At 53.3% G+C, this 19,708-nt stretch carries 22 protein-coding genes; 2 read left to right on the top strand and 20 right to left on the bottom strand.

Going from position 1 to position 19,708, the window contains the following annotated elements; genetic code table 11:
• Positions 1-20 precede the first annotated feature (20 nt).
• The 5 genes from PHD76_11925 to PHD76_11905 form a co-directional block, all read right to left on the bottom strand.
• Positions 21-368, bottom strand: a complete 348-nt coding sequence (locus PHD76_11925; GenBank protein ID MDD5262543.1) for a hypothetical protein — start codon at positions 366-368, stop codon at positions 21-23.
• A gap of 20 nt (positions 369-388) precedes the next feature.
• Positions 389-1,444 carry a hypothetical protein gene (locus tag PHD76_11920; GenBank protein MDD5262542.1) on the bottom strand — a complete coding sequence of 352 codons (1,056 nt, stop codon included), beginning with the start codon at positions 1,442-1,444 and terminating at the stop codon, positions 389-391.
• Between the two features lie 410 nt (positions 1,445-1,854).
• Complete coding sequence (locus tag PHD76_11915; protein MDD5262541.1) at positions 1,855-2,082, bottom strand: CBS domain-containing protein; 228 nt, start codon at positions 2,080-2,082, stop codon at positions 1,855-1,857.
• Positions 2,079-2,522: a hypothetical protein gene (locus PHD76_11910; protein ID MDD5262540.1), complete on the bottom strand. Its 444-nt coding sequence runs from the start codon at positions 2,520-2,522 to the stop codon at positions 2,079-2,081. Before PHD76_11910 ends, PHD76_11915 begins: the two co-directional genes overlap by 4 nt.
• Positions 2,523-2,533: 11 nt before the next feature.
• Positions 2,534-3,508 (bottom strand): deoxyhypusine synthase family protein, encoded by a 975-nt coding sequence (locus PHD76_11905; GenBank protein MDD5262539.1) that lies wholly within the window; start codon positions 3,506-3,508, stop codon positions 2,534-2,536.
• 215 nt (positions 3,509-3,723) lie between these two features.
• Here PHD76_11905 and PHD76_11900 point away from each other — a divergent pair, with 215 nt between their 5' ends.
• On the top strand, positions 3,724-4,140 hold the full coding sequence (locus tag PHD76_11900) for a secondary thiamine-phosphate synthase enzyme YjbQ (protein ID MDD5262538.1): 417 nt from the start codon (positions 3,724-3,726) through the stop codon (positions 4,138-4,140).
• A gap of 35 nt (positions 4,141-4,175) precedes the next feature.
• On the opposite strand, the gene PHD76_11895 is transcribed toward PHD76_11900, so the two are convergent.
• The 6 genes from PHD76_11895 to PHD76_11870 form a co-directional block, all read right to left on the bottom strand.
• Entirely contained in the window at positions 4,176-4,541 is a 366-nt protein-coding gene (locus PHD76_11895) for a hypothetical protein (GenBank protein ID MDD5262537.1), read from the bottom strand.
• A gap of 509 nt (positions 4,542-5,050) precedes the next feature.
• The gene (locus tag PHD76_11890) at positions 5,051-5,527 is read right to left on the bottom strand and encodes a DUF4234 domain-containing protein (GenBank protein ID MDD5262536.1); all 477 of its coding nucleotides are present in this window, start codon (positions 5,525-5,527) and stop codon (positions 5,051-5,053) included.
• A 151-nt stretch (positions 5,528-5,678) separates the two neighbouring features.
• Positions 5,679-6,095, bottom strand: a complete 417-nt coding sequence (locus PHD76_11885; protein MDD5262535.1) for a hypothetical protein — start codon at positions 6,093-6,095, stop codon at positions 5,679-5,681.
• 194 nt (positions 6,096-6,289) lie between these two features.
• Entirely contained in the window at positions 6,290-7,066 is a 777-nt protein-coding gene (locus PHD76_11880; GenBank protein MDD5262534.1) for a hypothetical protein, read from the bottom strand.
• A 138-nt stretch (positions 7,067-7,204) separates the two neighbouring features.
• On the bottom strand, positions 7,205-8,041 hold the full coding sequence (pssA, locus tag PHD76_11875; GenBank protein ID MDD5262533.1) for a CDP-diacylglycerol--serine O-phosphatidyltransferase: 837 nt from the start codon (positions 8,039-8,041) through the stop codon (positions 7,205-7,207).
• A gap of 18 nt (positions 8,042-8,059) precedes the next feature.
• Positions 8,060-8,677: a phosphatidylserine decarboxylase family protein gene (locus PHD76_11870; protein MDD5262532.1), complete on the bottom strand. Its 618-nt coding sequence runs from the start codon at positions 8,675-8,677 to the stop codon at positions 8,060-8,062.
• A 176-nt stretch (positions 8,678-8,853) separates the two neighbouring features.
• Between PHD76_11870 and PHD76_11865 the strand changes: the two genes are divergently transcribed.
• Complete coding sequence (locus PHD76_11865; protein MDD5262531.1) at positions 8,854-10,530, top strand: NAD-dependent malic enzyme; 1,677 nt, start codon at positions 8,854-8,856, stop codon at positions 10,528-10,530.
• Here PHD76_11865 and PHD76_11860 read toward each other — a convergent pair.
• The 9 genes from PHD76_11860 to PHD76_11820 all read right to left on the bottom strand — a co-directional run bounded on the left by PHD76_11860 (position 10,527) and on the right by PHD76_11820 (position 19,690).
• Positions 10,527-10,802 carry a hypothetical protein gene (locus PHD76_11860; protein ID MDD5262530.1) on the bottom strand — a complete coding sequence of 92 codons (276 nt, stop codon included), beginning with the start codon at positions 10,800-10,802 and terminating at the stop codon, positions 10,527-10,529. The genes PHD76_11865 and PHD76_11860 overlap by 4 nt on opposite strands.
• Positions 10,789-11,061, bottom strand: a complete 273-nt coding sequence (locus PHD76_11855; protein MDD5262529.1) for a hypothetical protein — start codon at positions 11,059-11,061, stop codon at positions 10,789-10,791. Before PHD76_11855 ends, PHD76_11860 begins: the two co-directional genes overlap by 14 nt.
• Before the next feature lie 83 nt (positions 11,062-11,144).
• Positions 11,145-11,528: a PIN domain-containing protein gene (locus PHD76_11850; protein ID MDD5262528.1), complete on the bottom strand. Its 384-nt coding sequence runs from the start codon at positions 11,526-11,528 to the stop codon at positions 11,145-11,147.
• Positions 11,529-12,204: 676 nt separating this feature from the next.
• Entirely contained in the window at positions 12,205-13,776 is a 1,572-nt protein-coding gene (locus PHD76_11845; protein ID MDD5262527.1) for an Rne/Rng family ribonuclease, read from the bottom strand.
• Between the two features lie 15 nt (positions 13,777-13,791).
• Complete coding sequence (locus PHD76_11840) at positions 13,792-15,075, bottom strand: FtsW/RodA/SpoVE family cell cycle protein (protein MDD5262526.1); 1,284 nt, start codon at positions 15,073-15,075, stop codon at positions 13,792-13,794.
• 37 nt (positions 15,076-15,112) lie between these two features.
• Positions 15,113-17,278 (bottom strand): penicillin-binding protein 2, encoded by a 2,166-nt coding sequence (gene mrdA / locus PHD76_11835; protein MDD5262525.1) that lies wholly within the window; start codon positions 17,276-17,278, stop codon positions 15,113-15,115.
• A 13-nt stretch (positions 17,279-17,291) separates the two neighbouring features.
• A complete protein-coding gene (locus tag PHD76_11830) occupies positions 17,292-17,804 on the bottom strand; it encodes a hypothetical protein (protein ID MDD5262524.1) in 513 nt (170 codons plus the stop codon).
• Positions 17,804-18,634: a rod shape-determining protein MreC gene (gene mreC, locus PHD76_11825; GenBank protein ID MDD5262523.1), complete on the bottom strand. Its 831-nt coding sequence runs from the start codon at positions 18,632-18,634 to the stop codon at positions 17,804-17,806. Before mreC ends, PHD76_11830 begins: the two co-directional genes overlap by 1 nt.
• A gap of 15 nt (positions 18,635-18,649) precedes the next feature.
• Complete coding sequence (locus tag PHD76_11820) at positions 18,650-19,690, bottom strand: rod shape-determining protein (protein MDD5262522.1); 1,041 nt, start codon at positions 19,688-19,690, stop codon at positions 18,650-18,652.
• Positions 19,691-19,708: the final 18 nt, after the last annotated feature.

Here is a 19,708-nt window from a genome sequence, read left to right as displayed (position 1 = left end):
CGCTCATCACAGTCTTTTATCTATTTGTTTCTTTCCCAGTCTATATTTTTCAAATAATCAATCCGTGTCTGTTCTGACAGAAGTTTCGCTTGCTTTATTCTATAAGGCATTGCTGCAATACCCCCAAAAAAGAAAAGTAAGGTAAATGCTGTCAAGATTTTTATGGCAGTAGCAGCTCCTGGTTTTGTGTTCTTGTAGTCACCCGACCAAAAAAGTGCCGCCAAGGCCAGAAGTGGAATCAGCAAAAGTCCCCCATTTATTAAGAATTTATCACCAATATCTAAATAGGCCGCCAACATAAGCATTGCAGCAGCTATTGAGAGAATGAACGACTTATTGGCTGCTAAATAATGGCTTAAAATCTGCATGTCTTTATCCCTGATACGGATTATTCCTGAAAAACAAATGTTCCCAGCGCATAAGAGGCTGTCCTTATCGCATCACTCCAAGATATTCCATCCGTGCCGCCACCGGAAACTGACGACGCATGTAATGCATAGTCAACAAATACATGAAATGTTAGTGTATCAGTTCCAACACCGTCTACATTGTATGTAAATCCTGTTCCGACAGTTCCGTTTGCTCCAGTTAGCTGATTTGATCCTGTAATATTATAGTTTAATCCGCTACCGGTTGAGTACACATCGATCCCTGGTGTTAGATTTAAGGATTGCATTGTCGCAAATGGTGTATTAACTCCAACAATATTTGAAAAAAGATAAACAGTACCTGAATTATCATTCGCATCTGCAAAGCTAAATCCACTATACGTTGCGTATCCTCCCAGATTAAAGAGGGTTGTAAATTCACCACTGGCTTGCCCAGGTTGATTGTCAATCAGGGTTATTAATCCATTTGTATCTATTTGTGCAGTTGGCACAGGCGCATACTCATAATTATTCGCCCCATCGGGGAAGCCGGAGGGATCGGCGGTGGTCCAGCGCTGCAGTTCGGGATCATAATTCCTGAACTGGAAGCTGTACGCGCCCAGTTCGGCGACATAGGGCTTTCCGGTGTAGAAGAATGCGCCAGAGGGCGCCGTTCTTGGTTCGGAGTTCTGAGTTCTTGGTTGCTGAACGGCAGCTTGCTCCTGTTCCACCACTTTCCAGTACTCAGCCCCCTGAACCGGCAGGCCGGGCAGGTTGTCCGTCACGGGCACAGCGGCCTGTGAGAGGTTCATACTGGCAAATGCAACCGCCGCACATGCGGCCAGCAATCCTATTTTTGTTTTCATTCGATAAACTTCGGTTTCAATATTTCCTTCCAAGCCTGCAGCCCATCCTCCTCCCCGCTCTTTTTGTCCGAGAGCCAACTCGAACCGCGGCATTGTCGCCGGACGCAGGCATGCTTGTGTTTTTCTTGCGCGCCATCGTACTGCTATATCTTCTATCAAGATGCAAACAGAATTTTTCCAGGTCTGTGAATATTCCCAGGGAGGGATCATCCGGGTATCGCAAGCGCCTCCATGACAACGCGTTCCACAAACGGAAAATCCAGGCTTCCCATTGTTAATTTTTGGTTACAGATGAGCGTCAGACACACGAATCGCTGGGAATAAGTATTATTCTGGAAAATGAAATGGCAATTTAATGGTAGTTCCCGCGACGAACTCCAGTCGTCGCCGCGAGCGGATGGATAAGAATTTTGGGTCGCCGCCGCCCAGCTCCGACATGCGTCGCGAGTGTTCCAGATGGGCCTCGCGATGACGAACAGCCCCGGTCAGCATACTTTGCTGGTAATGCGCTCCACGCACCACGTCTGGCAGCCGCCGGATCTGCGACCCCTCTTGATAGAGAAGGACACACCCAGAAGCGGTCGCTGCGCTCTCTTTCTGCCCCTCTTAATAGAGGGGATTTAAACCTCCACCAACGAAAGCAGGAGATCCGTCTTGGATATGACGCCCACAAGCTTCCGTTCCGTCTCGTTGTTCACAACCGGAATCCGCTCGCCGTCGTGCCTGGAAAAGACGCGAAGCGCCCCGGCCAATTGCTGCCCGGGATTCAGGATCGGGAAATCCTCACGCATCATATCGACTGCGATTACCGACCCGGCAAGCAGTTCTTCATTCAGGTAGGGCTTCATTTCATGCAGGGAAACAACGCTTCGAGGCCGGGCGACTTCGCGCTGCCGCCCGACAGATAAACATAACCTGTCAGTCTGAAATAATTGTCAGGATCGCTCGTCCATCGATAAATACCCTCATAAGAATAGTGTTCCAGTAAAAAACGCATCCTGAGGACCGGAATTTTATCGGAGCCGGCAACGCTGTCAAAAAATGCGCTCCCGCGGATCGTCTGCCCGTCCACGATCCGGGTGACATCAAACGTATCGGGCTTCTGTTTGCTTTGTTGAAAAATGACCCGGCCCGAATACGTGGCGCCGGAATCGGGTTTCCTGCCGATCAGGATATATTCCCCGGAAAAGGCCTCAGCAGGAGGATGGGATGACTCAGCCGCCTGCGTTGCTCTCATTGCGCCGAACAAAGCCAGACAACAAAGAATCCAAATCAGCGGGATTCTCATGGAGCCCCATTTTACCAGCCCAGCAAATACGCAAAAATCAAAGGCGCGACGATGGTGGCGTCGGACTCCACGATGAATTTCGGCGTGTCGATTCCCAGTTTGCCCCAGGTGATCTTTTCATTCGGCACGGCGCCGGAATAGGAACCGTAACTCGTGGTGCTGTCGCTGATCTGGCAAAAGTAGGACCAGAACGGCACGTCGTGCCATTCCAGATCCTGGTACATCATGGGCACCACACAGATCGGGAAGTCGCCCGCAATGCCCCCGCCGATCTGGAAAAAGCCGACGCCCTTGCCCCCGGAATTTTTGCGATACCAATCGGCTAGAAAGACCATATATTCGATCCCGCTTTTCATCGTGGTGGCTTTGATGTCGTTTTTGATCACATACGAGGCAAAAATATTGCCCATTGTGGAATCTTCCCAACCGCCCACAACAATCGGCAGATTCTTTTCAGCCGCAGCGATCATCCAGGAGTCCTTGGGATCGATTTCATAATATTGCTTCAACACGCCGCTGCGGATCATTTCGTACATGAACTCATGCGGGAATGCGCGCTCGCCTTTTTTGTCGGCCGCTTTCCATAATTCATAAATGTGTTTCTGCAGGCGGCGGAATGCTTCCTCTTCCGGGATGCAGGTGTCGGTCACCCGGTTCAAGCCGCCCTCGAGCAGTTTCCATTCGTCCTTGGGAGTCAAATCGCGATAGCCCGGGATGCGCTGGTAATGGCTGTGCGCCACAAGGTTCATCAGGTCCTCTTCGAGGTTGGCGCCGGTGCAGGAGATGATCTGGATTTTGTCCTGACGGATCATTTCCGCGAGGGAAACCCCCAGCTCCGCCGTGCTCATGGCGCCCGCCAGCGTCACCATCATTTTTCCTCCGGCCTCCAGATGGGCCTCATAGCCTTTTGCGGCGTCCACAAGGGCGGCCGCATTGAAGTGACGGTAATGATGCTGGATGAACTGGGAGATGGGTCCTTTTTTCATGGCACAGGGATTAAAAGGCTTTAACCGGAATCTGACAAGAATTCTCGGTCAAACCCGGGGATTTACAGGAAGATCGCAGAGGCTCAAAGCCGGAAAGCCGGGGTTTTGAATTCGATTTTCATTCTTTGCGATCCTTCGCGTCCTTCCTGTAAAAACCTGTTTTCTCTGGGTTTTTTCCGTTCTTTCGCGGGTAATAGCTGTATTTTATCCATACTATGAAAAGCCATCGACACGAACTCTGGTTTGAAATCCCGCAACGCCGCGCCTTTGTCAACATCACCGACCAGGTGCAACAATGCCTGCAGGACAGTGGTATCAAGGAAGGACTTTGTTTGGTAAACGCCATGCACATCAGCGCCAGCGTTTTCATCAACGACGACGAATCAGGCCTGCATCAGGATTTTGAAACCTGGCTCGAAAAGCTGGCTCCCGAAAAGCCGCACTCGCAGTACAAACACAACGGCTACGAGGACAATGCCGACGCACATCTCAAGCGGACCGTCATGGGCCGGGAGGTTGTTGTCGCCGTCACGAAGGGGAAGCTGGATTTCGGCCCCTGGGAACAGATTTTTTACGGCGAGTTCGACGGCAAACGCAAAAAGCGCGTCCTGGTAAAAATTATTGGAGAATAAACAAGCGTTGACTCCATTCCCCATTTAACACTTTGTCAATTTTCACGAGAAACATAAACTAAGCAGGGTGGCCCCAAATAAAAGATGCTGAATGCCATCACAGTTAGCAATAAACAGCAAACACAGAGTGTGGCGCGCAAGGGGTAAAGAATCCAAGCTGAAAGTTTTCGGCATTTAGTCCATGTAAACGTGATCCAAATAAGATGCAGGAGTAGGAGAAGAATCGCATCTCCCAAAAAGCCGAAACATGACAATATCAACCCCGGCTTTGTAGCGAGTGGCGCGTAATAAGAGGAGGCAAATAAAAGGCCTGCAAACGGCATGATGAAAATAAGCAGCGGCAATAGCCAGACAACAAACAAATAGGCTTTTGAAAAGCGGGACATGGTCTTTTCATTCATTGCTCAATCCTCGACTCTTAGTGGAATGTAGCTAGATACCATGTGGCAAAAGATCCCAAGCCTAGGCATAGATCGAAATGCGTTATTGGACGATTTCTGAAGAGCCATATTAAGGTATAATACAAAAAGATAAGCACGAATAAATCCGTCCATATAACGGGTCTTTGTAGTGTAGCTAATCTGTTATATTTAATCACATAAGTAACTCCGCATATATTCCCTATTGTTAGGAAGATAGCTGCAATAATACGCAAGAGTAATGGCCATATTTGTATCTTCACTGCATTGCGCTCAAAAATGCGTGTTGCCGCATAGAGAGCGTTGCCGATCAATAGTGTATAACCAAACGCCAGGAACGAAACATTGATTCGCCGTTCTGGCGCCACAGATTGGAATTTAATCCAAAACCTATGTGCAATCGAAATTGAGACGACGGCAGTTGTTGCCAAAATCAGGTATCGCAATGCAGATTTCATCTGGAAACGTTATTCTTGTTTCTCTGCCAAAAATTACGGATCCTGTGCAACAGGGGTGGCCTCCCGTGTATTCGTTTGTTGGGCTTTCTTGATCCTGTTGATCCGAAATTGGATGTAAAACATCTGGAAGAAAAATGTCCAAAAGGTGTTGAACCAGAGGGGCGTCTTCTTTTCCGATTCCAGAATCACATGTATCCTATTCCGGATTTTGAACGCCCAAAAAATGACAAATACGGTATCGATGCGATTGAGAAGTTTGCTCACTATCATGACGGTAGGATCGTCGTCAGTCAGCATTTCTGGAATGAGCATTCCGAAGTTGAGCGCCGTCAAAATGATGCCGACGGGAAAGTACCATGCGCCGATTGGATTTGACGGCAAAAGCTCGTTGACAATACGGGAAGTCTTCCGCAGCCAGAACGGGAAGTAAAATGTGAGCGTGATGAGCGACAAGCCAATCATTCCCCATACGCTTTGAGTCGCGAAGTGGTCAATGTTTTCTCTCTTCATGTTTCCTCGTAGCTTGGGAAATGCGGTTGCAATGGATGGCTGTAAATCCTCGCAGTGCGATTGTTCCGCCATTTTTGTTTGACTAACATTTTACAATATCGTTCGTTGAGAATTGAATTGGGAGTAAGGCCTTCATGCTTTGCAAAATTCTTCAATGTGCAGCAGCACGCAGTGCGCTCATTTTTTCACCAAATACGTGAAATGAGTAGAATAGCAACGCGATTGTGCAGGCAATTCCGGTAATAATTGCAATCACCCATCTGACGCGCTGCCCCTGATCCAGATTGTCGAACTCGTTCGCATATAGCCGCCACCTGGCATGCGCGATTGTTGGATAGTAATTTAGCGCATAAATTACCGCTGCTATAATTAATAGAGCCGGACGGCCCAAACTAAAAAAATATGAGTGGCCCGTCCAAATTTCACACCAAAGATCTACTATCCCAAGCAGCCACAATTCAATTAGCGTAATCAATGCCACTCCATACCACTGCTTCCAACCCTCAGTGCATGATTTCGCCGCAAATTTATAGAGGCAATAGAACGTGTAATAGTATAGTCGTTTCATGGCAGCATATTTCTTAAGGACAAAATTCATAACTTTAGCGAATCGAAATCTTAAAGTTCAAATTTGGCATTTCCCAGAAATAAATTCATGGGATTATTACTGGCAACTGTGCTTCACGTGACAAAATTTCATGTGCGAATTGTTTTGCACCTCCCCCGGGTAAAAGCTGTCGATTAAATAATAGACGGCAGCGCCTACAGCTCCGTAAGGCCCCGCTCGATGCCGGAAGTGTCGGTGCAGGTGTGCAAGCGGCTTAGGTCGTCAAAAGTGCGGTGGATGTTAGCGCTACTCTGAGTGACATCCGTCGGGTTGCCCTCAGCGTCATAAGTCCAGTTGATCGTGCCAACGCCATCGACCAAAGTCTTCACGCGCCCCAGGCCCTCGTAGGTGAGGACGGTCTGTTGGCTGGCGGGATCTTGCAGAGCCAACAGCCATCCTCCCATCAAGGCGGCTATCACAAAGAGCGAAAGCAAAGGCCAGAACTGATCATGCGCGGCGGTAAAATAGCCCGGATAATAGCTGCCGACCCAAAAGAGGCTTCCGACGCGCAGAACATTCATGGTCAATAAAATCACCGACCCCAGTAATGCTCCTGCAAACCGCCAGAGTAGTGGAGCCGGAAAGGCCAGCACCGCAGGGCAAAATAGCCAGCAGTAATACAGGCTGAAACACTCCGGTTTGACTTCGAGAATCGCTTCGGTTTCCCGAGAAAACGTGGCCCCCGTAACCACTGATGCGCCTCCTCCAAAGAGAGACAGCATCCCCCGCGCCAGCTTCACGTTCCATTCCACTTCCCGGACCATATGCGATTGATAAGCCGGGGTCAGCGACAGAAGGGCAAAAAGGAGCACAAGGCCCGCAAAGATTCCCGCATACTGGAGAACCGGCTTTTTTGCCTCGAACCAGGAAACTGCAACTGAACGGCGTTCGGAAGAGGAGTGTTGCTTCTTCCGATGACGGTTCTTTTTCATTTGGAGATGAACCTCCTACCGCCAACTAGCTATCCGATCAAATTTAAAACCCTTTCCATGTTAAGAATACACTCAGTAATACTCCGAATTGTTTCCGCGTCGAAAGGTTTTGTCAAAATCATCGGGGAATAATGCAACTCAGCCTGGGGAGCCGTTATTTTCCTCGTCTTCCTCCTCGAAGTCGGAGCGCCACGCCTTCGAGACATAGGGCCTGACAAACCCATAGATCAAATAACAGGTAAAAACGATTGCCAGGCTGAAGCGGTAGTAAATGACCACCAGCGCAATGCACAGCACAAAGGCCAGCAGGCGCGGGATCGAAAACTGGGCGCGCCAGTCCAGGGCCTTGAAACTCGGGTAGTGGAATTTGCTGAACATCATGTAGCTGAGAAAAATCATCAGCGCCGCCAGCACATACTTCCAGTTGCCGATTTCGCCGTCGTTTTCGTAGATATGCAGCAGCAACAGGGTGATCGATGCGATGAGGCCGGCAGCGGCGGGTATGGGAAAGCCGGTAAAATCCTTCAACCCGCCCTTGCCGGGCGTGGCGGCCAGCACATTGAACCGCGCCAGGCGCAGGGCCCCGCACACGAGGTAAATGGAGGCTATGAACCAGCCCGCCCGGTTCGGCAATTCATACAACACAATCTTGAAAAGCAGAAGGGCGGGAGCGACCCCGAAGGACACAATGTCGGCCAGGGAATCGAATTCGCGCCCAAACGGGCTTTCCTGACCTCCCAGTCGCGCCAGTCTGCCGTCCAGCATGTCGAAGAGAAAGGCGCCTATGATGAAAAGCAGGCTCCGTTCATAATAAACAGTCCAGCCGACGGATCCCGTCGCCCAACCCACCGTCAGCGCTTTCCACTGGATGGCGCCTTCAAAAATGTTCAGCACGGCCATGAAGCCGCAGAATAAATTGCCGGCTGTCATCAGGCTCGGCAACACATAGACCATCTTCGGTTCATGTTCTTTCATACGCAATGGATTCCCGGTTTATTGTTTCCAGCGGGCGATCACCGACTCGCCGCCTTTCACACGATCTCCAATTTTGACTTTTATCTCGCAATCGAGAGGTAAAAAAACATCCGTGCGCGAACCAAAACGGATCATGCCGAACCGCTCCCCGGTTTGCAGCACGTCCCCCTCATTCCGCCAGGCCACAATGCGCCGGGCAATCAATCCGGCAATTTGCCGGAGGACCAGGGAGCCCCTGGCGGTTTCCAACAGCCAGTTCATGGCCTCATTTTTAACATCCACCTCCGGAAGCCGTGCATCCAGAAACTCGCCCGCATGATGATGCCGCTTTTTCACGGTCCCGGCATAAGGCGCCCTGTTCACATGCACGTCGAATACCGAAAGAAAAACCGCCACGCGCTTCATCTTTGTCCGGGTGAAGGCGTCCTCAGCCACTTCGTCCACCGCTATGACTTTCCCGTCAGCCGCGCTGACAATGGCAAGCGGGTCGCCGGGTGGTGTGCGCTCGGGGTCGCGGAAAAAATAAAGCACATACACGAAAAGAAGCGCGGGCAGGATTGCCGACCAACATGCGAAAAAGGCGAAGGCCAGGGTCAAAACTCCCAAAATCAACAGAAAAGGTCTCGCTTCACGCATTGCCATGGTTTGACTTGGTAGCGGGTTATGGCGCATTTGAAAAGGGATTTGAACCCTCGCCTTGCCACACAGGCTCAAACCCGACTCCCAGCGCCAAATTCCAGCATAATCGTTTATTATGCCATCTAATGTATTAGATAGCTTGATTATTAAATATTCTTCTTCATGCTTATCTTATGAACCCTGCTCAGATGCCCAAACTTTCCCCCTACGGCCAACGTGACCTCCCCAACGGCACGGCTCTCATGGCCAATTCCCTTCTTAATAAAGGCACCGCTTTCAGCGAGGAGGAACGCGACGCGCTCGGGCTCCGCGGCCTGCTCCCGCCCCGCATTTTTGGCATGGAACAGCAGGTCGGCCGCGCCCTGGGACAATTCCGCCGGAAAAACAACGACCTGGAGAAATACATTTTCCTGACCACCATGCAGCACCGCAACGAAACCCTTTTCTACCGGCTGCTGCTCGACCATCTCGATGAGATGATGCCCATCATTTACACTCCAACGGTTGGTCAGGCCTGCCTGGAATACAGCAGCATTTTCCGCCGCCCGCGCGGACTCTGGCTGACCATCCGCGACAAGGGCCGTCTTCCGGAAATCCTGCGCCATTGGCCCAACCGCGATGTCCGCATGATCGTTGTCACGGACGGCGAACGCATCCTGGGATTGGGCGACCTCGGAGCGCTCGGCATGGGCATTCCGATCGGGAAACTGGCGCTCTACACCGCCTGCGCGGGAGTGCATCCGTACTATTGCCTGCCCGTCACACTGGACCTCGGGACTGACAATGAAAAGCTGCTAACCGATCCCTTGTACATCGGCCTGCAGCAAAAGCGCGTCCGTGGCGAGGCCTACGATTCCTTCATAGCTGAATTTGTCGAATCGGTTCAAATGGTGTTCCCCGGCGCGCTGTTGCAGTTTGAAGACTTCGCCAATGCCAACGCCTTTCAGTTGCTGCACCGCTACCGGGAAAAAATTTGTTGTTTCAATGACGACATCCAGGGAACCGCGGCAGTCGCCCTCGCGGGACTGATGTCCGCCACAAGGCTGACCGGGCAGCCCCTGCGGGACCAAAAAATCCTTTTCCTCGGCGCGGGTGAGGCCGGCACGGGGATCGCGCAATTGTTCGTCAACGCGCTGGAATCGGAGGGCATTCCCACGGAAGAAGCCCGGCGCCGCTGCTGGTTTGTCGATTCCAACGGCTTGCTCGTCAAAAACAGGGGTGACAAACCCGCCGCGCACAAATTGCCCTTTGTACATGATGGCGATGTTGCGCGCGACCTGCTGGGCGCCATCCGGCAAGTCAAGCCGACCGCCTTGTTCGGCGTGGCGGGGATTGGCCCGGTCTTCACCCGGGAAATCGTCAAAGCGATGAGTTCCATCAACAAGCGTCCGGTTATTTTTGCCCTCTCCAACCCCACTTCAAAAGCCGAATGCACTGCGGTGGACGCCTATACCTGGAGCGAAGGCAGGGCGATTTTTGCCAGCGGCAGCCCCTTCCCGCCCGTCACACTCAACGGAGTCACCCATGTTCCGGGCCAGGGCAATAATGTCTATATATTCCCCGGCGTGGGGCTGGGCGTACTGGCAAGCCAATCGAGCCACGTTACCGACTCCATGTTTCTGGCCGCGGCCCGGGCCCTCGCCTCCGAGGTTGGAGAACAGGACCTGGCCCTGGGCCGGGTTTTCCCGGATCTTAAATCCATCCGCACGGTTTCGCTGCGGATTGCCATGGCTGTCGCGGAGGAGGTTTACCGGCTGGGGCTTTCCCCGCACGCCAAGCCCGACAACTTAAAGCAGGACATCCAATCCCAGATGTTCGAGCCGGTGTACCGCTCTTATCTGAACGCCTAGCGTTTGCCGCGAAGATAATTTTGCACCCCGTCGTGGTCGCCTGCAAAATCAAACACCAGCACGCCCTTGCTCGCTGTAAAAACAAGCCGCCACTCCAGACCCGTGAGGCACTCGTAAAGATGTTTACCCAGCTTTCGGATTCCCAGTCCGCTATGGGCATGCGGCTGTCCAAACCCGTCCCGCAACAGCCTTAACGTTCCGGACACTTCTTCTTCACGCCGGGCTTCCCTGACAATTTTTTTGAACCGTTTGGACAGCTCAATGGAAATCATTTTTATTTCCAGTGAACGATGTCACTTCGCCGCGCTTTCGCGCAGTCTTGAGTTCCGCGCTGATTCGCTTTTCCGCTGCGGCCATTTCGCCGGGCGACAACCCATATTCCTGAAGCGCGTAATCCGTCGAAACCACTTCCACCGGACGCAGGGCCACAATCCTGCCTTCGAACATAAAACCAATGTCTTCCCCGCTCACCGCTTTTTTGAGCCAGTACCCGAGCCGACCGCGCCCTTCGGTGATTGTCAGAGTCTTCATACGCTCTTTTTAGCGCACACCCCTATCTTCTGCAAGCACACTTTCCCCCACACATTGGCGCAGACAGTGTTGCCTTGCTTTTCCTAAACCAGCTTCAGCCCATGCTGAAGGAAGGGCTCGAAGTCAGCGCGGTTACTGGTGGCCAAACGTGCGCTGTTCCGAATGGCAGTTGCGGCGATAATACAATCCGCGAGTGAGCGGGAGCGTCGGCCTGTCTCCTGAAATATCCTCCCGGCTTCCGTTGCCGTCTCAACGGTGACGGGCAGTACGGAATGGATCAGATCGAGGGCAACCGAATGTTCTTGTGGCGTCAACGGACCGCATTGAAACTCGGCCCAAGCCATTGCGCTGGCATAAATGGCCCGCCCCTCGGTCAACCACCCCTCAACCTTTCTGACTACTGCATCATCTCCACCGCCGATGTAGTAGATCAGGAAATTGGTATCCAGGTGAATCTCTGCAGGCATGAAGGTTTAGCGGCGGGAGTCTCTGGCAGTTTGAATCCAGGCTTCCACATCAATATTGCGCTTTTGAAGACTCTCGCGAAGACGCCGGGCTGCGTCGATTCGCTTCTCATTGTCTGGAGAGGCAACCTGGGTGTGCTCGGCTCGTTCCAGAGAACGTCGAACAACCTCAGCCTGAGACACTTGCCAACGCGCAGCCAGACGCTTGAGGCGCGATGCCGTAGCTTGGTCTAAAGCGAAGGTTGTCCTATGCGTCATGGTAGCCATACCATCATGCAACACCATCACTTTTACCCTGTCAAGCTCGATAACAGAATCCGCTCAGCAAGCATCTGAACCCGCTTCTCTCATCTGCGTCAATCCGCGTTTATCTGCGGTTCAATCTGAGTTTTAACCCGGATGTTTCACACGCTTCTGAAAACCTCAGCAAAGTGTCCTGCTCCAAAGTGTGGCAGGAACTGGGGTGCAGGAACATCCGGGTTACAAGCAAAACCGCCTGAATGGGTATTTTGTTTTGATTTTTGAATTGGAACTGCCTTATTTGGAGGCGGTTTTGCAATAACCTGCATATGCCCAGTACGTATCTTTCCGCTGTTACGTCCCGGCGCTAACAGGTTGACCATTGAAATGAGTATGAAATATGCAGGTTAAGCCTTCTGCACAGGCGGGAGAACCCCATTTACTTCAGCTCTTCTCCGGTCAGATTGTTCAGCACGGTGAATTCCTCGAAATGGAAATTGTGGTCGCTCTTGAATGTCAGGCGCCCGGCGTATTTCCGCTCCAAATCGACAAGCAGCTCTTCATCTTCCGAGCGCAGGCGTTCCAGAACCTTCGGATGGACGGTGACTTTCAACTCATGCACGTCCGGGTATTTGGCCAGCAAACGCCCGATTTCTCGCTGGATTTCAACACTCATGGTCTCCGGTGTCTTGACCATTCCCTTGCCCTTGCACGCGGGGCATTCCATATAGACCGAACGGCTGATGCTCTCCTGCACGCGCTGACGGGTCATTTCCAGGATGCCGAGCGGCGAAATCGGGAGCACATGCGTCTTGGCCTTGTCCCGCTTCAGGCATTCCTTGAAATGCCGCACCACTTCGTGCTGGTCTTTGCGCGACTTCATATCGATGAAATCGACGATGATCAGCCCGCCGATATTTCGCAGACGAAGTTGCCGGGCGGCTTCGTCCGCAGCCTCGATATTGGTGTTGAAAATGGTGTTCTCGGTGTCGTCCCCGCCCTTGTTGCGGCCGGTGTTCACATCGATGGCCACCAGCGCCTCGGTCTCATCAATCACCAGATAGGCGCCCGACTTCAGCCAGACAAGCCGGCGGAAGGCGTTCTCGATCTGTTTGTTGACCTGGTATTTTTCAAAAACAGGAAGCGGCTCATGATGATAAATCACCTTCCGTTCCGAACGCTTGGAAATCGCCCGCACCAGCGTTTTGATCCGGTTCGCAGTATCCTCGTCATCGGCCACAATCCGGTCCACGTCATCGGTCAAAAAGTCGCGCACCGTGCGCTCGACAATGTCCGGCTCGGCCAGCAGCAACGCAGGCGCCTTGATGCTGTCGATATTCTGGGAAATATTCTGCCAGCGCTCGAGCAACAGGGCCAGATCGCGCACAAAAAAGCGGGCCTTCATTCCATCGCCCGCGGTGCGCAGGATCACCCCCATGCCGTCCGGCACATCCAGCTCAAACAGGATCTTGCGGAGACGCTGCCGTTCCTTGGGGTCCTCGATTTTCCGGGAAATGCCGAATTGATCGCTGTAGGGCATGAGCACCAGGTAACGCCCCGCCATGGAGATGTTAGTCGTAATGCGTGCGCCCTTGGTCCCAATGGGGCCCTTGGTCACCTGCACAATGATGTCGGCGCCCGGCGGGTATAGCTTCGGAATGTCGTTATGCGTCAGCTTCCTGCCTTTATTCGACTTGCCTCCGCGGTCGATCTTTTCCACCCCGGAATCCAGCGCGGCAGGCATGGCGTCCCAGTAGTGAAGGAAGGCGTTCTTATCGACCCCGATCTCGACGAAAAGCGCCTTGAGCGCCGGCTCAACGTTATGCACCTTCCCTTTGTAGATGTTCCCGGAAATGCTCCGGTCGCTGTCGCGTTCGATGGAGAATTCCTCCAGAACTCCGCCTTCCAGCAACGCCACACGGCGCTCCAGCGGTTCGATATTGATGATGATTTCCTTTTGCTCGCTTTTCTTTTTCAATCCCAAAAACCCTCTGATTTTGTCCAGTATCATATATGCCTCTTTCTGTTAAAATTGCTTTTCATAATAGTCGCGGCGGTGGATCCACACGCTTTGCACCAGGCCCATTCCGATCATGCAGGCCACGAGGAACGAACCCCCGTAACTGGTGAATGGCAGGGGAATCCCCGTAATGGGCAACACCTTGATTGTCATACCAACATTTTCAAAATAATGGGCAAAAAACATTCCGGCCATGCCCGCGGCCAGCAGCGCCCCGCCCATGTCCTTCGAGCGCGAGGCCACCGACAGCATACCCATGATCAGCAGGCCTTCGCAAATCACAAAGATCGAACTTCCGACAAAACCGCACTCCTCCCCAATGACTGAAAAGATAAAATCGTTGTAGGCGATGTTTTTGGGCAGGAAGCCGTAGATGTTTTGGTCGCCCTTGAGATATCCCTTGCCTTTGAGCCCGCCCGATCCGATCGCAATGAGGGACTGGCGGATCGTCCATGCAGCGCCCAGAGGATCCAGATCCGGGTTGAAGAATGTTTTAATTCTATTGAGTTGATAGGACTTCAAAAGAACCTTCTCCTTGCTTTCCGTTGGTTCCGGCTCGCCTTTCTCCGGTTTCTTCGTGGAAAGCGGAACGAAGGGCGCTTTGGGCACCGCGTCGTCGGGTTTGTCCTTTTTATGGAACGGCAGGAACACGGCATCGACCGTCGCCTTTGGCAACCCCTGCAGCGTCCCGTCCCATTGCGCCTTGTAAATCACAAGGTAGCCGAACAATCCTCCAAACACAGCCGCCAATACCGGGATCATAAGATAACGCTTGCTGGCCCCGCCCACCCACAAAAGGCAAAACGTGATCGGCATAAATACAGCCGCCCCGCCAAGATCCGGCTGCCGCATGATAAGAAGAATCGGCAGGCAGGCCGTCACGCCAACCGCCCCGATTAAAAACCAGAGCTTTTTGACATGCTCGCTCATGCTGAGCAAAAGCCAGCTCAGGCCGATGACATAAGCCACCTTGCTGAATTCAATCGGCTGAATCCCAACACCGGCAAAACGGATCCAACTTTTAGCGCCATTGACCTCATGGCCGATGAACAGCACGGCAACCAGCAGCAACAGCGAGGCCGCGTAAATCAAGGGCCCGATCCGGAGGATAAACTCGTAATTTGTCAGGGAAACCACAAAAAACAGAACCAGGCCGACGATCAGCCACATCCGCTGTTGCCCGGCCGCGACCTGCATTTCCGCCGCGTCGGATTGGTTGGTGGCGCTCCTGATAAAAAAGACACCCGCCACCGCCAGCCCCAGCATCAGGACAAACAGGTACCAGTTCATTCTCAATAATTTTTGAAGGATATTCATGGCTAAAAAGTCATCGGTGGCGGTCACGCATAATTTTCTGGACCGATTGCGATTCTCCATCGGCGTTTTCAACCGGGGTGTCCATCGGCTGCGACATGTCAGGCGTTTGTTCCTGCTGGGGAGGCTCGCCTCCAGGCGTTGTCGGCAGGACCGCTGTCACCCCCTGATAATGCCCGACCGAAGGCGTCAAATAAACCATGTCAACGGCTGAACCCTTTTCCATTTCGGCGAGCCGGTGATAAATCACTCCGACTATCGGCGCGCAGGTCGCGCCCCCTGCCACGCCGGCTTCGACCAGCAACGTAACAACATAGCGCGGCTTTTCATACGGCGCGAAGGAATTAAACCAAGTCCGCTGATCACTGACATAGCTGCCGTTGATATAGGTCTTGAACTGCGCTGTGCCGGTCTTGCCCGCGACATGAAAATCGGGAATATTCGCCCGCTTGCCTGTACCTCCATCCACCACGGCGCGCAACCCCTCGCGCAGCCCCTGCAGACCCTTCTCATCCACTCCAAGATCCGCCTTCTTGCGTGTGGCATATTCCTTCACCAATTCATTTTTGCCATCGCGGTTCGATATAATCCGCGTGACCAGGCGCGGATAATAGACGGTGCCGCCATTGGCGATGGCACACATTGTGTTGGCCAATTGGAGCGGGGTCACCAGCACGCGCCCCTGGCCGATTGAAGTGTTGGCGGTATGGGCATCCGTCCAGATCTCGGGATACGGACGGGAGCCCTTGTATTTCGGGTCGGCGGCGCGCTTGGCTTTCCAGGCCTCGAGCTTGCGGTCATAATCCGCCTTGAACAAGTCCGGGCCGGGCACCACGCCGGCAGCCTCCCCATTGACCATGCTGTTGCCTTCCTCATCCACCAGCAACGGCTGGCCCATGCCGCAAAGCCTGGCCATGTCCTCGATGGAGGCGATTTTCGTCCTAATACCCAATTGATAGAAAAATGTGTTCGTGGACCAGGCCAGCGCCGTCTTCAGGGTGATTTCGCCCTCGCCCGGATTGTTGGGCCAGTCTTTGAACCAGCGGTTTCCAATCCAGACCGCTGACGGCGAATAAATCGTGGTGTTGGGGGTGAACTTGCAGTCCTTGTTCTTAAGCGCGGCCATGGCGGTGATCACCTTGAACGTGGAACCCGTGGCATACGGGTTGAGCGCGCGGTTGAACAACGGTTTGGTGCCGTCGCTGTTCAAGCGCTTCCACTCGGAGGAATCCACCTTGGGAATAAACACATTCGGGTCGTAACTCGGCACCGACGCCATCGCCAAAATATCGCCGTTGTTGGGGTCCATCACAACGCAGGCGCCGCGCCCGACTCCCGCAGCCCGCAATTCCTGTTCCACGATCTGCTGGATGCGCGCGTCAATGGAAAGATAGACCGTGTCGCCCACCGTCGGCTGCTTGATCGCATCCACGCCCAAAATGTAACCCACGTTGCTTTTGAGCAAAATCTTGCCCCCGGGAATCCCCTGGAGATAGGAATCCATGGATTTTTCCAGCCCGTCTTTTCCGACTTCGTCAGGAACATAATCCGCGTCCGAGGTTTCCTCAATCTGGCCGACGTAACCGAGAAGATGCGAGGCCATGGCGCCAAAATTATAGCTCCGCACCGGGCGGGCCAGTTCCTGCAAGCCGGGGACGTTGACATTATGTTCCGCAAACTTGGACAGAGTTGTGAAGTCAAGATCGCGCGCGATCTGGAGCGGCACATTGGGCTTTTGATAATAATGCAACAGCACCTCCCGGGGCGAAAGTTCCTTGTTCAAACCCAAAAATTGCAGGACATCGTGCGTGGTTGCATCGACGATTTTGGCCACATCGACCATCTGCCGGTTGGGATGGCCCGGGACGGTGGTTTTGGCAACGCGCCCCCGCATGCTGCGGGAATAGGTCCCCACCAGCTCCCTCAAATTAAGGTCCATATCGATGCTGGCTTTGTTCTCCGCAAGGCCGACCCCGTTGCGGTCCACAATGCTGCCCCGGGCGGGCGGAAGCATGATGGCCACCGTGGTCTGGCTGCGCAATTTTTCGGTATTTGCGGGCCCTTCCTCGACCTGCACCTGGTACAGGCGCACCACAAGGACAGCCATGCCGCAAAACACCCCGAGCATCAGCAGTCGGAGGCGCACTTCAATGTTGGCGGTGGGATTGCGTATGAACATGGCAAACCATCCGTCAGAACGCCGCCTGGCGGCGCATCCTGCCGGTTCCTCCCAAAATAAAATCCAAAACCACGAAAAGCAGCGGGCCTAACAATGCGTTAAACAATGACATTTGGAGCAGCCCGATGCTCAAATTGTAATCCCAGGACCAGTATTGGTGCACCAGCAGGAAAAAAAGGCGGTCGCAACAGAGGTACAAAAACGAAGCGGCAAAATTCATCAGGATCTGAACCAGCCAGTGCGATCCCGCAACCCAGGGTTCCTGGCTCCGGACGGTAAACACCACAATGGCCCAGAGAAGCGGTCCCATGCCGAAATATTCCAGCAACACCAAGTCATGCAACAACCCGCCGAGAATAATGAAAGAAACCAGCGCCAGGTCCCCCGCCCGCAATGCAATATAACAAAGCAAAACCGGAGTCAGCCCCAGCAGCCAGCTGTCCAGGCCAAATACCGCTGGCATCATCCGTTGCGAAAAGAGCATGGCCAGATATATCGCCAGAAGGGAAAAGGTGTAACGCAGCATTACTTGACTCCCGTGACAACGAACACTTCTTCAAGATTGTTCAGGTCAACGGTCGGTTCAATCACACCATCGCGGTAGAGGCCGAAATTTTTGTCTGCCGCCAGAGGAGGCGCTTCCTTGACCGTGCCAATCAATAAATTGGGAGGAAATGCACCCCCCAATCCCGTCGTAAACACCCGTTCGCCGACCGCAAACTCGGAATCCCGGCCCACAAATGTGATGTGGCAAAGCGGATCTCCCGCACTGAGCGAAGTGGCGCCCACCACAATCCCGCGGGCATGGCTGGTTTCCGTGACAGCGGAAATTTTGCAGTTTTCATCCACCAACAAAATCACCCGGGAGGCATATCTCCCGACCGCCCCTGTTTTGCCCACCACGCCGCGCGCAGAAACAACCGGCTGATCGGAAGCCAGGGCCGGGTTGCCTTCCCAGCCACGATTGATTATCACCACATTCCACCAGTTGGAAGGATCGCGCTGGATGACCCGGGCAGGCAGGAGTTGAAAATTTGAATCGTCCTTAAAGCCTATCATCTCCCGCAGCCGCCCGTTCTCCTCCTTCAAACTCCTCAGAATCGCATTCTCGGTCTGCAACCCCGCATTTTCAGTCGTCAGCTTGTGGTTCTGCGAACGGAGTTCCTGTGCGGTTTGAAAGCCGGCGCGGATGTTCACATATTTGTCCTTGATCCAATCCAGGCTCCGCCACACCGGTGAAGTCGCTTCGATGGAAATTTTTTCCAGCTTCGGCCGGATGGAGTCAGGCAGAAAAAAACCGGCAATGGCCAGCGCAATGACAAGAAAACAGGCAATAAATAAAATAGGTCGGGACATAGCGCACTCCGACTGCTAGGACCGCAGGTCGGGCGACGTCAGCTTCGTAAGGAAATCCAGTTCCTGCAAAACCTTGCCCGTGCCTTCGGCCACCGCGCTCAGCGGATCCTCGGCCACATATACCGGCAAACCTGTTTCTTCCGCGATGAGACGGTCCAACCCGCGAAGCAAAGCCCCGCCGCCTGCCAGCACAATGCCGCGTTCCACCAGATCGGCGGAAAGCTCGGGAGGGCAACGCTCCAGGCTGATTCGGACGGATTCCACAATCGTGGAAATCGGATCCAACAAGGCTTCCCGCACTTCCTGCGACGTAACGGTCAGGGTCTTCGGCAACCCGGCCACCAGATCGCGCCCCTTGACCTCAATGCTGGTTTCCTTTTCCAACGGGTAAGCCGAACCGATTTTAATTTTGATCTCTTCCGCCGTTCTTTCCCCAATGACGAGATTATAGGCGCGCTTCATGTAATTGGTGACGCTTTCATCCAATTCATCTCCCGCCACCCGGATACTCCGGCTGAACACAATCCCCGCCAATGAAATGATGGCCACTTCCGTCGTGCCGCCGCCGATATCGACTATCATGTTGCCGGCCGCTTCCTGGACGGGCAGCCCAACCCCGATCGCCGCCGCCATCGGCTCTTCAATAAGGTTTACATAACGCGCGCCCGCATGATATGCGGATTCCCGCACCGCGCGTTTTTCAACCTCGGTGATCCCGGACGGAACCGCAATCACCACCCGGGGACGCGGAGCCAGCAAACGGCCCTTGCGGTGTACCTTGCGGATAAATTGCTTGAGCATCTCCTCGGTGATTTCAAAGTCGGAAATAACCCCGTCCTTCAAAGGCCGTATCGACACAATGTTGCCAGGGGTACGGCCGAGCATGCGCTTGGCTTCATCACCCACCGCCAACACCCTCCGGGTGCCCTGTTGCACAGCCACTACCGAGGGCTCGCGCAAAACAATCCCGCGATCCTTGACATAAATCAAAGTATTCGCCGTTCCTAAATCAATTCCGATGTCGCTGGAAAACAGTCCTAATAATCTATTAATCATGATGTTATAAAAAAATTC

The sequence above is a fragment of the Candidatus Methylacidiphilales bacterium genome, from assembly GCA_028713655.1.
Taxonomy (GTDB): Bacteria; Verrucomicrobiota; Verrucomicrobiia; order Methylacidiphilales; family JAAUTS01; genus JAQTNW01.
Note: the sequence above shows the minus strand (reverse complement) of the source record. Positions and strands in the feature narration are given on the sequence as shown.

What these genes read in the sequence shown, in the direction of transcription:
- PHD76_11880 (MDD5262534.1), bottom strand. Translation starts at nt 7,066, where the DNA reads ATGAAAAAGAACCGTCATCGGAAGAAGCAACACTCCTCTTCCGAACGC.
- PHD76_11885 (MDD5262535.1), bottom strand. Translation starts at nt 6,095, where the DNA reads ATGAAACGACTATACTATTACACGTTCTATTGCCTCTATAAATTTGCG.
- PHD76_11900 (MDD5262538.1), top strand. Translation starts at nt 3,724, where the DNA reads ATGAAAAGCCATCGACACGAACTCTGGTTTGAAATCCCGCAACGCCGC.
- PHD76_11910 (MDD5262540.1), bottom strand. Translation starts at nt 2,522, where the DNA reads ATGAGAATCCCGCTGATTTGGATTCTTTGTTGTCTGGCTTTGTTCGGC.
- PHD76_11855 (MDD5262529.1), bottom strand. Translation starts at nt 11,061, where the DNA reads ATGAAGACTCTGACAATCACCGAAGGGCGCGGTCGGCTCGGGTACTGG.
- pssA (MDD5262533.1), bottom strand. Translation starts at nt 8,041, where the DNA reads ATGAAAGAACATGAACCGAAGATGGTCTATGTGTTGCCGAGCCTGATG.
- PHD76_11905 (MDD5262539.1), bottom strand. Translation starts at nt 3,508, where the DNA reads ATGAAAAAAGGACCCATCTCCCAGTTCATCCAGCATCATTACCGTCAC.
- PHD76_11860 (MDD5262530.1), bottom strand. Translation starts at nt 10,802, where the DNA reads ATGATTTCCATTGAGCTGTCCAAACGGTTCAAAAAAATTGTCAGGGAA.
- PHD76_11890 (MDD5262536.1), bottom strand. Translation starts at nt 5,527, where the DNA reads ATGAAGAGAGAAAACATTGACCACTTCGCGACTCAAAGCGTATGGGGA.
- mreC (MDD5262523.1), bottom strand. Translation starts at nt 18,634, where the DNA reads ATGTCCCGACCTATTTTATTTATTGCCTGTTTTCTTGTCATTGCGCTG.
- PHD76_11840 (MDD5262526.1), bottom strand. Translation starts at nt 15,075, where the DNA reads ATGAACTGGTACCTGTTTGTCCTGATGCTGGGGCTGGCGGTGGCGGGT.
- PHD76_11920 (MDD5262542.1), bottom strand. Translation starts at nt 1,444, where the DNA reads ATGATCCCTCCCTGGGAATATTCACAGACCTGGAAAAATTCTGTTTGC.
- PHD76_11895 (MDD5262537.1), bottom strand. Translation starts at nt 4,541, where the DNA reads ATGAATGAAAAGACCATGTCCCGCTTTTCAAAAGCCTATTTGTTTGTT.
- PHD76_11865 (MDD5262531.1), top strand. Translation starts at nt 8,854, where the DNA reads ATGAACCCTGCTCAGATGCCCAAACTTTCCCCCTACGGCCAACGTGAC.
- PHD76_11850 (MDD5262528.1), bottom strand. Translation starts at nt 11,528, where the DNA reads ATGCCTGCAGAGATTCACCTGGATACCAATTTCCTGATCTACTACATC.
- PHD76_11870 (MDD5262532.1), bottom strand. Translation starts at nt 8,677, where the DNA reads ATGCGTGAAGCGAGACCTTTTCTGTTGATTTTGGGAGTTTTGACCCTG.
- PHD76_11925 (MDD5262543.1), bottom strand. Translation starts at nt 368, where the DNA reads ATGCAGATTTTAAGCCATTATTTAGCAGCCAATAAGTCGTTCATTCTC.
- PHD76_11830 (MDD5262524.1), bottom strand. Translation starts at nt 17,804, where the DNA reads ATGCTGCGTTACACCTTTTCCCTTCTGGCGATATATCTGGCCATGCTC.
- PHD76_11845 (MDD5262527.1), bottom strand. Translation starts at nt 13,776, where the DNA reads ATGATACTGGACAAAATCAGAGGGTTTTTGGGATTGAAAAAGAAAAGC.
- PHD76_11820 (MDD5262522.1), bottom strand. Translation starts at nt 19,690, where the DNA reads ATGATTAATAGATTATTAGGACTGTTTTCCAGCGACATCGGAATTGAT.
- mrdA (MDD5262525.1), bottom strand. Translation starts at nt 17,278, where the DNA reads ATGTTCATACGCAATCCCACCGCCAACATTGAAGTGCGCCTCCGACTG.
- PHD76_11915 (MDD5262541.1), bottom strand. Translation starts at nt 2,082, where the DNA reads ATGAAGCCCTACCTGAATGAAGAACTGCTTGCCGGGTCGGTAATCGCA.